The 12,667-nt window shown below is 72.2% G+C and carries 11 protein-coding genes; 1 reads left to right on the forward strand and 10 read right to left on the reverse strand.

Annotated features, from left to right (window positions below):
- Nucleotides 1-194 precede the first annotated feature (194 nt).
- The 6 genes from P3T37_RS36700 to P3T37_RS36725 all read right to left on the reverse strand — a co-directional run bounded on the left by P3T37_RS36700 (nt 195) and on the right by P3T37_RS36725 (nt 6,747).
- A complete protein-coding gene (locus tag P3T37_RS36700; protein ID WP_348533321.1) occupies nt 195-1,310 on the reverse strand; it encodes a universal stress protein in 1,116 nt (371 codons plus the stop codon).
- Nucleotides 1,311-1,321: 11 nt separating this feature from the next.
- Nucleotides 1,322-1,957 (reverse strand): potassium-transporting ATPase subunit KdpC, encoded by a 636-nt coding sequence (kdpC, locus tag P3T37_RS36705; protein ID WP_280728309.1) that lies wholly within the window; start codon nt 1,955-1,957, stop codon nt 1,322-1,324.
- A 16-nt stretch (nt 1,958-1,973) separates the two neighbouring features.
- Entirely contained in the window at nt 1,974-4,079 is a 2,106-nt protein-coding gene (kdpB, locus tag P3T37_RS36710; RefSeq protein ID WP_280728310.1) for a potassium-transporting ATPase subunit KdpB, read from the reverse strand.
- Nucleotides 4,079-5,740 (reverse strand): potassium-transporting ATPase subunit KdpA, encoded by a 1,662-nt coding sequence (gene kdpA / locus P3T37_RS36715; RefSeq protein ID WP_280728311.1) that lies wholly within the window; start codon nt 5,738-5,740, stop codon nt 4,079-4,081. Before kdpA ends, kdpB begins: the two co-directional genes overlap by 1 nt.
- Before the next feature lies 1 nt (nt 5,741).
- Nucleotides 5,742-5,831: a K(+)-transporting ATPase subunit F gene (gene kdpF / locus P3T37_RS36720; RefSeq protein ID WP_035802891.1), complete on the reverse strand. Its 90-nt coding sequence runs from the start codon at nt 5,829-5,831 to the stop codon at nt 5,742-5,744.
- A gap of 148 nt (nt 5,832-5,979) precedes the next feature.
- Nucleotides 5,980-6,747, reverse strand: coding sequence for a GNAT family N-acetyltransferase (locus P3T37_RS36725; protein ID WP_280728312.1), 768 nt, complete (start codon nt 6,745-6,747; stop codon nt 5,980-5,982).
- Between the two features lie 227 nt (nt 6,748-6,974).
- Between P3T37_RS36725 and P3T37_RS36730 the strand changes: the two genes are divergently transcribed.
- On the forward strand, nt 6,975-7,394 hold the full coding sequence (locus P3T37_RS36730; RefSeq protein ID WP_280728313.1) for a DUF3592 domain-containing protein: 420 nt from the start codon (nt 6,975-6,977) through the stop codon (nt 7,392-7,394).
- 7 nt (nt 7,395-7,401) lie between these two features.
- On the opposite strand, the gene P3T37_RS36735 is transcribed toward P3T37_RS36730, so the two are convergent.
- The 4 genes from P3T37_RS36735 to P3T37_RS36750 all read right to left on the reverse strand — a co-directional run bounded on the left by P3T37_RS36735 (nt 7,402) and on the right by P3T37_RS36750 (nt 12,655).
- A complete protein-coding gene (locus P3T37_RS36735; RefSeq protein WP_280728314.1) occupies nt 7,402-8,922 on the reverse strand; it encodes a hypothetical protein in 1,521 nt (506 codons plus the stop codon).
- Between the two features lie 217 nt (nt 8,923-9,139).
- Nucleotides 9,140-9,817 (reverse strand): response regulator, encoded by a 678-nt coding sequence (locus P3T37_RS36740; protein WP_280728315.1) that lies wholly within the window; start codon nt 9,815-9,817, stop codon nt 9,140-9,142.
- Nucleotides 9,814-12,393 carry a sensor histidine kinase KdpD gene (locus P3T37_RS36745; RefSeq protein ID WP_280728316.1) on the reverse strand — a complete coding sequence of 860 codons (2,580 nt, stop codon included), beginning with the start codon at nt 12,391-12,393 and terminating at the stop codon, nt 9,814-9,816. Before P3T37_RS36745 ends, P3T37_RS36740 begins: the two co-directional genes overlap by 4 nt.
- Nucleotides 12,394-12,532: 139 nt before the next feature.
- Nucleotides 12,533-12,655, reverse strand: coding sequence for a potassium-transporting ATPase subunit C (locus P3T37_RS36750; RefSeq protein ID WP_280728317.1), 123 nt, complete (start codon nt 12,653-12,655; stop codon nt 12,533-12,535).
- Between the last annotated feature and the right edge of the window lie 12 nt (nt 12,656-12,667).

The following is a 12,667-nucleotide window of genomic DNA, read 5'->3' on the forward strand; positions in this document are numbered from 1 at the left end:
AAGCCGTGGACCGGCGCCGACGAGCAGAAGTGGCAGCTCGTCAGCCAGGGCGGCGGCCAGTACCAGATCCGGATCACCGACCAGGACTGCCTGACGTACGACGAGGACGCCAAGGCCCTCGGTGTCTGGACCTGCACCAACGCCTGGAACCAGCAGTGGAAGCTCCAGTAGGAGCCGACTGACCCGGCGCGGCGTCACCCGCCGGAGAGGCGGTGGCCTCGCCCGTCCGCCGAACGGCTGACCATGTGGACGTCGATCTCGCCGGACAGCTCGATGGTCGTCTCGCCGGTGCCGGGGCCGCCGAGTGCTCGGGCGATGCGGCTGCGGCGGCTGGTGCCGAGGACCAGCTGGGTGGCGTCCTGGGAGCGGGCGAACTCCAGGAGCGCGGCGGGAATGTCGTCACCGACCACCCAGTGCAGGGTGCCGCCGAGGCTCTCCACCAGGCGGCGCTGCGTGCCGAGCGCCTCGGGGCCGGCGTCGGACAGGCCGTCGCCGCGCGCCACGTGCACGGCGAGCAGCTCGCCGCCGGCGGAGCGCGCCGCGATCCGGGCGGCGCGCCGGATCAGGCTCTCGTCCTCCGGACCGCCGGTGAGGGCGACCACCACGCGTTCGCGGGTCTCCCAGACCTCGGTGATGCCGTGCTCGGCGCGGTAGCTCTGCAGGCGCTCGTCGACGTGGCCGGCCAGCCAGAGCAGGGCGAGCTGGCGCAGCGCGATGAGATTGCCGATCCGGAAGTAGTTGCCGAGCGCGGCGTCCACCTCGTCCGCGGAGTACACGTTGCCGTGCACGAGTCGGCGGCGCAGGCCCTCCGGCGGCATGTCCACCAGCTCGATCTGGTCGGCCCGGCGGACGAGTTCGTCCGGGACGGTCTCGCGCTGCGGAACTCCGGTGATCTCGTGGACGACGTCGTTGAGGGACTCCATGTGCTGGACGTTGACGGTGGTGACGACCTCGATGCCGGCCGCGAGCAGCTCCTCGACGTCCTGCCAGCGCTTGGCGTTGCGCCCGCCGGGGACGTTGGTGTGCGCGAGTTCGTCGATCAGCGCCACCTGCGGCCTACGGGTGAGCACGGCGTCGAGGTCGAGTTCGGTGAACTCGGCTCCCCGGTAGCTGCGCTGGGCCCGCGGCAGCACCTCGAAGCGGCGCAGCATGGACTCGGTGCGCTGCCGCTCGTGGCATTCGACGAAGGCGACCACCACCTCGGTCCCGCGCTCCTTGCGGCGCAGTCCCTCGTCCAGCATCCGGTAGGTCTTGCCCACGCCCGGCGCGGCACCGAGGTAGACCTTCAACCGGCCCCGCTGCTGCGTCACCGCGCGCCTCCTTACCCCTGCCGGGCGAGCGCGAGGTTGAGGGCCAGGACGTCCACCCGGGGGTCGCCGAGGAAGCCGAGCGTGCGGCCGGTGCGGTGGTCCGCCACCAGCTGCCGCACCCGGTCCGGGTCCAGACCGCGGGCCTTGGCGACCCGGTCGACCTGCTCCTCAGCGTAGGCGGGCGAGATGTCCCGGTCGAGGCCGGAGCCGCTCGCGGTGAGCGCGTCGGGCGGCACCCGGCCGGGGGCGACGCCGTCGAAGGCGGCGACGGCGGCGCGTCGGGCCTGCACCGCCTTCAGCAGGTCGGCACTGTTGGGGCCCAGGTTGGAGGCGCCCGAGGCGGTCGGGTCGTAGCCCGCGCCGGCGGCCGACGGGCGCGGCTGGAACCAGCGCGGGTCCGGCTGTGCCTGCTCGTTCGGGTCGGCGGGGTTCTTCTTCGGCAGGTCGAAGCTCTGGCCCAGCAGATCGGAGCCGACCACCCGCCCGCCCTGCTTCAGTTGCGACCCGTTGGCCTGGTGGGAGAAGGCCAGTTGGGCGATCCCGGTGATCAGCAGCGGGTAGGCCAGGCCGCAGACCACGGTGAAGACCAGCAGGACGCGCAGGCCGGTCAGGTGCAGCCGGACCAGGACCGGTAGGGGGTTCGCCATGGTGCGCCTCCTTCGCTCAGTGCAGACCGGGGATGAACTGGACGACCAGGTCGATGAGTTTGATGCCGACGAACGGCAGCACCAGCCCCCCGGCGCCGTAGACGGTGAGGTTGCGGCGCAGCAGGTCCGAGGCCGAGGACGGCTTGTAGCGCACGCCGCGCAGGGCGAGCGGGATCAGACCGACGATGATCAGCGCGTTGAAGACGATCGCCGAGGTGATCGCCGAGCGGGGGCTGTGCAGGGCCATGATGTTGAGGTGGCGCAGGCCCGGGTAGACCGAGGCGAACATCGCCGGGATGATCGCGAAGTACTTGGCGACGTCGTTGGCGATCGAGAAGGTCGTCAACGCGCCCCGGGTGATCAGCAGTTGCTTGCCGATCTCGACGATCTCGATCAGCTTGGTGGGGTTGGAGTCCAGGTCCACCATGTTCCCGGCCTCCTTGGCAGCCGAGGTGCCGGTGTTCATCGCCACCCCCACGTCCGCCTGCGCCAGCGCCGGGGCGTCGTTCGTCCCGTCGCCGGTCATCGCCACCAGCTTGCCGCCGCCCTGCTCCTGGCGGATCAGCGCCATCTTGTCCTCGGGCGTGGCCTCGGCGAGGAAGTCGTCCACGCCGGCCTCGTCCGCGATCGCCCGGGCCGTCAGCGGGTTGTCGCCGGTGATCATGACGGTCCGGATGCCCATCGTGCGCAGGTCCTCGAAGCGCTCCCGGATGCCGTGCTTGACCACGTCCTTGAGGTGGATGACGCCCAGTACCCGGGCGGGTTCACCGCTCTGGTGGACGGCCACCACCAGCGGCGTGCCGCCCGCCGAGGAGATCCCCTCGACGACCGCGGCGACCTCGGGCCCGGCCTGGCCGCCGTTCTCCTCCACCCAGCCGACCACCGAGCCGGCCGCCCCCTTGCGGATCTGCCGACTCCCGCCGTCCTCGCTCAGGTCCGCGCCGCTCATCCGGGTCTGCGCGGTGAACTCGATCCACTGCGCGTGCCCGATCTCGTGCTGGGCCCGGGCGCGCAGCCCGTACTTCTCCTTGGCCAGCACCACGATCGAGCGCCCCTCGGGGGTCTCGTCGGCCAGGCTGGACAGCTGGGCCGCGTCGGCCAGCAGGTTGACGTCCGTGCCACCGACCGGGGTGAACTCGGCGGCCTGGCGGTTGCCGAAGGTGATGGTGCCGGTCTTGTCGAGCAGCAGAGTGGAGACGTCGCCCGCCGCCTCGACCGCGCGCCCCGACATCGCCAGCACGTTGCGCTGCACCAGCCGGTCCATCCCCGCGATGCCGATCGCCGACAGCAGCGCGCCGATGGTGGTCGGGATCAGCGCCACCAGCAGCGCGACGAGAACCACGATGGTCTGCTCGGCGCCCGCGTAGGCGGCCATCGGCTGCAAGGTGACGACGGCGAGCAGGAAGACGATGGTCAGCGCAGCGAGCAGGATGTTCAGCGCGATCTCGTTGGGCGTCTTCTGCCGGGCCGCGCCCTCGACCAGGGCGATCATCCGGTCGATGAAGGTCTCGCCGGGCTTGGAGGTGATCTTCACGACGATCCGGTCCGAGAGCACCCGGGTGCCGCCGGTGACCGCGCTGCGGTCGCCGCCCGACTCACGGATCACCGGCGCGGACTCGCCGGTGATCGCCGACTCGTCCACCGAGGCGGCGCCCTCGACCACGTCGCCGTCGCCGGGGATCAGCTCGCCGGCTTCCACCACCACGTGGTCGCCGAGCCGGAGCTCGGCGGCGGGCACCTCCTCCTCGGTCGGCCGTACGGCGCCCGGGCGCCAGTCGCCGACGACCCGCCGGGCCACCGCCTCGGTCCTGGTCCGGCGCAGGGTCTCGGCCTGGGCCTTGCCGCGGCCCTCCGCCACCGCCTCGGCGAGGTTGGCGAAGACCACCGTCAGCCAGAGCCAGACGGTGATCACCCAGGCGAAGGCGCTGGAGTGCCGGATCGCCGAGTAGGTGGTGAGCAGCGAGCCGACCTCGACCACGAACATCACCGGGTGCCTGACCATCACCCGGGGGTCCAGCTTGCGGATCGCGTCGGGGAAGGCCGCCAGCAGCTGCCGGGGATCCAGCAGTCCCCCGGAGACCCGGTGCGGCTCGTACAGCTCGTTCGCCTGGTGGGTGGACATCAGTGCAGGCCTTCCGCGAGCGGCCCCAGCGCCAGCGCCGGGAAGTAGGTGAGGCCGACGACGATCAGCACCACGCCGGAGAGCATCCCGACGAAGAGCGGCCGGTGGGTGGGCAGCGTGCCCGCGGTCACCGGGACGGGGTGCTGTTGGGCGAGCGAGCCCGCCAGCGCCAGGACGAACACCATCGGCAGCAGCCGGCCGAAGAGCATCACCAGGCCGAGCGCGGTGTTCCACCAGGTGCTGGTGACGGTGAGGCCGGCGAAGGCGGAGCCGTTGTTGTTGGCGCACGAGGTGAAGGCGTACAGCACCTCGGAGAAGCCGTGCGGTCCGCTGTTGAGGATCGCGGCCCGCTCGCTCCTGAACGTCATCGCCACCCCGGTGCCGATCAGCACGACGGCCGGGGTGGTGAGGATGTAGAGCGAGGCGAACTTGATCTCCCGGCCACCGAGCTTCTTGCCCAGGTACTCGGGCGTGCGGCCGACCATCAGCCCGGCGACGAAGACCGCAACCACGGCCAGCACCAGCATCCCGTACAGGCCCGACCCGGTGCCGCCGGGCGCGATCTCGCCGAGCATCATGTCGAAGACCGCCACACCGCCGCCGAGCGGAGTCAGCGAGTCGTGGGCGGCGTTGACCGCGCCGGTCGAGGTGAGCGTGGTGGAGGAGGCGAAGAGCGCGGAGCCGGCGATGCCGAAGCGCACCTCCTTGCCCTCCGTCGCGGCCCCCGCCGCCTGCAGGGCCGTGCCGCTGTGCTGCCACTCGAAGTAGGTCAGCAGAGCGGCGGAGGCGACCCAGAACAGCGCCATCACCGCGACGATCGCATAGCCCTGGCGGTGGTCGCCCACCATCGTGCCGAAGGTGCGCGGCAGCGAGAACGAGATCACCAGCAGCAGGTAGACCTCCAGCCAGTTGGTGAGCGGGTTGGGGTTCTCGAACGGGTGCGCCGAGTTGGCGTTGTAGAAGCCGCCGCCATTGGTGCCCAGTTCCTTGATGACCTCCTGCGAGGCCACCGGCCCGCCCGGGATGCTCTGCCCGCCACCGCTCAGCGTGGTGACCTGGGCGGCCGCGTGCAGGTTCTCCACCATGCCGGCCGCCACGAAGACGATCGCCAGCACGACCGAGGCCGGCAGCAGCACTCGCCAGGTCACCCGGACCAGGTCCACCCAGAAGTTGCCGACCCGGTCCGTCAGGTTGCGGCGGAACCCCCGGATCAGCGCCGCCAGCACCGCGATGCCGACCGCCGCGGACAGGAAGTTCTGCACCGCCAGACCCGCCATCTGCACCAGGTGGCCCATCGCCGACTCACCCGAGTAGGACTGCCAGTTGGTGTTGGTGACGAAGGAGGCGGCGGTGTTCCACGCCGTCGCCGGCTTCACCGCGGGGAAGCCGAGCGACAGCCACAGGTGGTTCTGCAACCGCAGGAAGGCGTAGAGGAAGAGCACCGAGACCGCGGAGAACGCGAGCACGCTGCGCAGGTAGGAGCTCCAGGTCTGCTCGGAGTCCCCGTTGACGCCGATCAGCCGGTAGACGCCGCGCTCGACCCGCAGGTGCTTGGCGCTGGTCAGCGTGTGCGCGAGGTAGTCGCCCAGCGGGCGGTGCGAGAGCGCGAGCGCGGCCACCAGCGCGAGCGCTTGCAGGAACCCGGCCAGCGTGGGGTTCACCTCAGAACCTCTCGGGGCGGACCAGCGCCAGGACCAGGTAGCCGACCAGCAGCACCGCGACGATGAGTCCCACGATGTTGTCGGCGGTCACAGCTTCTCCACGCCCTTGGCGATCAGCGCGAGGACGGCGAACACGAGAACCGTGACGCCGAGGAAGGCCAGATCGGTCACAACAGCTCCACCCGGTGGTCGGCGAGGACCGGTCACCGGACCGGTCAGCCCGATTCTGCGACGCGCCGTCAGGTGAGGACGGGTTTTCCTGCGCCGTTCGGGCGGACCGCAGCGCGGCCGGCCGCCATGCTGGTGGCTGCTTCTCCCACGTAGTAGCAGACCTCCGCCCGGACCGGACGGAATCCGGCCGCCCGGGCGAGAGCCTGGCTCGCCTCGTTGCTCCGGGGAGCCGACCAGGTGGGGATCCGGCCCCGGGCCCGGATACCGAGGCTGAGTCCCGCGACACAGGCCCGGCCCAGACCCAGCCCTCTGAACTCGGGCAGCGTCACCACCGCGACATCCTCATGGACCCGGCCCGCGAAGTAGCTGCAGGCGACGGCGACCAGGTGGTTGCCCGCGAAGCCGCCCCAGACCCGGCCACTCGATGCCAGGCCGCGGCCACCGCCCCACGTCTCGGTGATCCACCTCAGCGCCGGATCCAGCGCGTCCAGCTCCGCGGCATCGGCTGGGCGCAGCGGGCGCACGTCGATGCCCTGTGGCGCACGCGGCCGGTGCGGCCGGTACTGCTGGACGGAGACGGTGCGCTCCCACGGACTCACCCGGGTGAACGCGCGTCCCAGCAGCGGGAGGAAGCGGTCCTGGGCAGTGAACTGGCCGAACTCCAGAGGTGCCAGCCAGGACGGGTCGAGGCGGCGGGGATCGCCGCGCAGGAGCCGGTGGCCGCCGCAGTGGACCGCTGCGGCGCGCGGGGCATGCGGCCGGTCGAGCAGGCGACCGCCGATGCCGGTGGACCGCACGTGCGCCTCCATCGCGTCGAACCCGGGCTGCTCTGGCACCGACCACCGCACCGACGTCTCCCACTCGGACCCCCGTCGCCCTTGGTCGGCGAACGGATGACCACAGCAGAACAGCTCCGGCGCGGGCCGGCGGGGGCCTTGACAGCAGGCTGACGCTGCCGCCGGTCTTCCTGACGATTCCTTCGCGCCGGGGCCTTCCGGGCCTCGCGCCGGGACAGGCGACGCGCGCACACTGGGATCGGGAACACCTGCCAAGGGGGACAGCGATGAGCCTCTCCATCCTCGTGGTACCTGCCGTGTGGGCGGCGGTCGGTGGCGCGGTCGCCTATCTCGCCGGGGTCACCGGGCTCGCCGAGACCCGGCGGTTGCGCCGGGACGGCATATCGGTCCAGGCGCTGGTCAGGCAGCGCCCGGTCGACCGCGCGGAGAGCACCGGCGTGTCCCGGCCGCTGCTGCAGTTCGCCACCCGGGAGGGCCTGGTGATGGAGGTCTTCTCGCCCGTCTGCTCCAGCCGCGCCCACCCACTGCTGGACGGACGGCACGTGCTGGTCCGCTACGACCCCGCCGACCCACGGCAGGTGCTGGTGCAGGGGCGCGAGCGGCGCGGCGTCGAGTACACCTTCGTCGTGCTGGGCGCGGGCGTGGTGCTGACCGCGCTGGTCCTGGTCCTGCTGGCCGCGGGCTAGGAGCTGGTCAGTGGTACTCGCGCAGGCGGGGCCGGACGGCGAGGACGGTCAGCGTCAGCGCGGCGGCCAGGACCAGTGCGCCGCCGACCGCCGGGCCGGCGCCGAGGTCGCCGTCCGCGTCGGCCACCGCTTGGTCCATCGCCCGCTGGTTGATCGTCAGGACGTCACCCAGGGCGCTGCTGAAGAGCTCGAAGTCGGCGTCGGACTGCCCGGGCGCGCTGCCGGTGTCGAGGGTGACGGCGTCCTTGAGGCGCCCCTGGTTCCGCAGGTCGCGGATCTTCCGGTCGTCCACCTGGTAGGTCTGGAACGCGTTCAGCGCGCGGTCGGCGGCCTGCTGCTCGCCGTTGAAGGTGATGTTGCGCAGCTCGGTGCCGAGGAAGCCCGCGAACGGCACGTCGGCGCGGTTCGCCGCGTGCGCCCGGACGGCGCCGGCCAGCGCGGCGTTGTAGCCGGCGAGGTCGGTGCCTTCCAGCCGGACGATGGACTGGGTCTTGTCGAAGAAGCTCTGCTGGTAGGCGGCCGCGCGGTCCGGGTCGATCAGGTAGCGGCTCTCGTCGGCGTTCATGTCGTAGGCGGTGGCGCGGGCCTGGCTCAGCGCGATCACCGAGTCGTAGGCGTTGCTCTTGGCGACCGCCAGGTGCTGCGCGGCCCGCGAGGTCAGCGTCAGCGCGGCGGCCAGTGCGAGCGCCGTGAGCAGCGTGACCGCCGCCAGCGGCAGGTTCACCAGCCGCCGGAAGCGCACCGCGAGCGTGCGCTGCAGGACGGCGAGCGCGAGCAGCGCGAGGAGGCCGGTGGCCAGCACCCACCACCAGCCGGCCGCGAGGTCGCCGCGCTGCGCCTGGTAGACCCGGTCGACGCTGCCGGCGTTGGCGGCGGTGACCTGCTCGGCGGCGGGCAGCAGTTGCTGGCGCAGCAGGTCGGTGGCCTGGCGGTAGGTGTCCAGGGCGGCCGCCGGGGGCTTGGCCGCCGGCGCGTGCGCCTGGTCCTCCAGGAGCTGGGTGCGGGCCACCAGTGCCTCGTACTGGCCCAGTTGGCCGAAGACCGTCTGCACGGCGCGCTGCCCGGCCGGGTCGTGCGCCGAGGCCTCGGCGGCGCCCTGGAGGTCGGCGTCGGCCTGGGCGCGGCGCTGCTCGTAGGTGTCCTGGGTCTGCTTGCGCAGCGCCGCGTAGTCGGGGTCGGCGCCGATCAGCAGTAGGTTGGCGGCCTGGGCGTCCATGTCGCTGAGCGCGAAGGAGAGGTCGGCGGCCCGGACGGCCTGCGGTGCGGCCTGGTGGCCGACGGTGTCGATGCCGTCCCGGGCGCCGGTCAGCACCGAGGCCGCGACGGCGCCGGCGGTCAGCAGGGCGACCAGGCAGAGCGCGGTGAGCGCGCGGACCCGGCGCGGGGTGTTCCAGTAGCGGCGGGTCAGTACGGTGGGCCGGGGGCGGGGACCGCGCGGCGCGGGTGTCGAGCCGGTCGCCCGGGAGTCCGCCTCCGCCGGCGAACTCTCCCCCGGTGCGATGACCGTGCCCGAAACTCCCGCTGTCATGCCGCGCGTCCCCTCCCTCTTACCGGCCGCCGACGGGTGGTCCCCTTGTAGGGCTTCATCGGCGTGGAGCGGGCCCCGCGCCCCCACGGAGCGGAACCGTTTCCTCACCGCAGACGCTAGGTGCGAAAAGATCGACTTCCGGTTTTCCTGACGCCTTCCTGTCGCCGCGGGCACCCGTCTTGACGGACTCTTGGCGCCCGCGCGCTCGCCCGCGCGGTCAGGGCTGGTAGCGGTAGCCGAGGCCGGGTTCGGTGATCAGGTGCCGGGGGCGGGTCGGGTCGCGTTCCAGCTTGCGGCGCAGGCCGGCGAGGTAGACACGCAGGTAGTTGCCGTGCTCCTCCTGGCCGGGACCCCAGATGTCGAGCAGGAGCTGCTGCCCGGGCACCAGCCGCCCCGGACTGGCCAGCAGCAGCGTAATGATCTTCCACTCGGTGGGGGTGAGCCGGACCGGGCCGGCAGGGCCGGTGACCGTGGTCGCCACGACGTCGATCACGTGGTCGCCGATCACCGTGAGCGACGCCGGGACCGCCTCCAGGACCGGGCGGCGCAGGATCGCGCGGAGCCGGGCGAAGAGCTCGTCCATCAGGAAGGGCTTCGTCATGTAGTCGTCCGCGCCGGCGTCCAGGGCACGGACCTTCTCCTGCGCGTCGCTGCGTCCGGAGAGCACGATGATCGGTGCGGTGATCGCCGTCCGCAGGCCGTGGATGATGTCCACCCCGTCGAAGTCGGGCAGGCCGAGGTCGAGCACGACGGCGTCGGGGACGTCGCGGACGGCCGAGTCGAGCGCCTCCTGCCCGGTGGCCGCGGTGAGCACCGAGTAGTGCCGGGCCTGGAAGTTGATCCGGAGCACCCGCAGCAGCTGGGGCTCGTCGTCGACGATCAGGACGTGGCTCACCGCTCGTCCCCACTCGGCGCGGGCGCGGGCGTGGGCGTGGGCGCGGGCGCGGGCGCGGGCGCGGGCGCGGCGGGCAGGGTGAGCAGCATGGTGGTGCCGCCGCCCGGGGTGTCCTCGACCTCCAGGGTTCCGCCCATCGCCTCGGCGAACCCGCGCGAGAGAGCCAGTCCAAGGCCGACGCCGGTGGTGTTGTCGGTGTCCCCGAGGCGTTGGAACGGCAGGAAGACGGCATCCTGGTCCTCCCGTGCGATGCCGGGGCCGCGGTCGATGACCCGGATCTCCACCAGATCCAGGTGCGCACCGGCGGTGACCAGGACGGGGGCGCCGGGGGCGTTGAAGCGCAGGGCGTTGGAGATGACGTTGGCCAGTACCCGTTCCAGCAGCGGCGGGTCGGCGATGACCGGCGGGGCGGCGTCGAGGCCGACGGACTGGACGGGCGCCTCGGGATCGTCCAGGGAGTCCAGGGCGCGCGGCAGCAGGTCGTCCAGGTGGACCGGTGTCAGGTTGAGGGTGAGCGCGCCGGCCTGCAGCCGGCTCATGTCGAGGAGGTTCTCGACCAGTCCGGTCAGCCGGATCAGGGATTCGTCGGCGGTGGCGAGCAGTTCGGCCTGGTCCTCCGGGGAGAACTCGACGTCCGGGCTGCGCAGCGAACCGACCGAGGCTCGGGCGATGGCCAGCGGCGTACGGAGGTCGTGGCTGACGGCGGCCAGCAGCGCGGTGCGCATCCGGTCGGCGGCCTTGATCGGCTCGACCTCGGCGGCGACGGTGGCCAGCCGGTCACGCTCCAGGGCGGCGGCAAGATGGGCGGTGAACGCAGTGAGCACGCGCTGGTCGGCGGCGGGCAGCCGGCGGCCGGACAGCACGAGCAACGCGTCCACTCCGATCGGGATTTCGGTGGTCGCGCCCTCGGCAACGGGTGGCGTACCGGAGTCGCTGCGCAGCAGCACCTCACCGCTGGAACGGTCCAGCAGCGCGGCGGAGTCCATCGCGAACGCCGTCCGGGACTTCTCCAGCAGGGCGGGCAGCGCGTCGGCGCCGCGCAGCACGCTCCCCGCGAGGGTGCTGAGCGTCTCGGCCTCGGCGGTGGCGCGGGCCGCGCGGCCGGTCTGCCGGGTGGCCCGGTCGACCACGGTGGAGACGGTGAGCGCGACGACGGCGAAGACCACCAGCGCGATCACGTTGTTGGGGCCACCGACGCTGAAGGTGTGCAGCGGCGGCATGAAGTAGTAGTTCAGCAGGAAGGAGGCGATCAGCGAGGCCATCAGTGCTGAGGCCGCGCCGCCGAGCAACGCGACGGCCACCACGCCGAGTTGGAAGATCAGCGCGACGGTGGTCAGGTTGAGCGTCGGGTGGAGCCGGGAGAGGATCTCAGTGAGCAGTCCCGGCAGCAGCAGGCCGGAGGTGAAGCCCGCCACGGTCCGGCGCCGGGAGTGCCGGCGGCCCAGCGAGGGCAGCCGGCCGCGGCCGGTGAACTCGTGGGTGACCATGTGGACGTCGATGTCCTCGGAGGCGTCCACGGTGGTCTCGCCTATCCCGGGACCGGTCAGGAAGCGGGTGATCCGGCCGCGCCGGCTGGTGCCCAGCACCAGCTGGGTGGCGTGGTTGGCGCGGGCGAAGTCGAGCAGCGCGGTGGGGATGTCGTCGCCGACCACCACGTGGTAGCTGCCGCCCAGGCTCTCCACCAGGTGGCGCTGCTGCGCAAGGCGGCCCGAGGATGCGCCGGCCAGGCCGTCGCTGCGGGTGATGTGGAGAGCCAGCAGCTCGCCGCCCGCCATCCGGTCGGCGATCCGGGCCGCCCGGCGGATCAGCGTCTCGCCCTCGGGCCCGCCGGTGAGGGCGACCACGACGCGCTCGCGGGTCTCCCAGACCCGGTCGATGTTGTGGCTCGCCCGGTATTCGCGCAGGCCCTCGTCGACCCGGCCGGCCACCCAGAGCAGGGCGAGTTCCCGCAGGGCGGTCAGGTTGCCGACTCGGAAGTAGTTGGAGAGCGCGGCGTCCACCTTCTCGGCCTTGTAGACGTTGCCATGGGCCATCCTGCGGCGCAGTGCCTGCGGGGCCATGTCGACGAGTTCGATCTGATCGGCGCGGCGGACCACCTCGTCGGGGACGGTCTCGCGCTGCGGGATGCCGGTGATCTTCTGGACGACGTCGTTGAGGCTTTCCAGGTGCTGGATGTTGACGGTGGTGATGACGTCGATGCCCGCGGTGAGGAGTGCGCCGATGTCCTGCCAGCGCTTGGCGTTGCGCCCGCCGGGGATGTTGGTGTGGGCGAGCTCGTCCACCAGGGCGACCGAGGGCCTGCGGGCGAGCAGGGCGTCGAGGTCCATCTCGTGGAACTCGGACTCGCGGTAGGTGCGGGTGAGCCGGGGGATGACGTCCAGGCCCTGGAGCATGTTCTCGGTATGGCGGCGGCCGTGGCACTCGATGTAGCCGACCACCACGTCCGCCCCGCGCTCCTGTCTACGCCGCGCCTCGTCCAGCATCCGGTAGGTCTTTCCCACACCGGGGGCCGAGCCGAGGTACACCCGAAGCCGGCCGCGCCGGGCAGGGGGGTCGGGGGCGAGATCGCGGGCCATGACGTTGCTCTCTCTGCGGGGTGGCCGGGCACAGGAGTCGAGGGTCGACTCCTGTGGAACGCGCGGCGACGACCCGGGTGCGGGGGTTCACTCCCCCCGCGCCCGGGTCAGCCTGCCTACTCGACTAAGTGACTCGTCGTCACTTTGTCTCGCTGAGTGCCTTGTTGAGCAGGACGACGTTGACGCCGGGGTCGCCGAGGAAGCCCAGCGAGCGGCCCTCGGTGTACTTGGCGACCAGTGCCGAGACCGTCTCGAGGGACAGGCCGCGGGCCTT

Origin of the sequence: Kitasatospora sp. MAA4 (assembly GCF_029893355.1) — a bacterium.
Taxonomy (GTDB): Bacteria; Actinomycetota; Actinomycetes; order Streptomycetales; family Streptomycetaceae; genus Kitasatospora.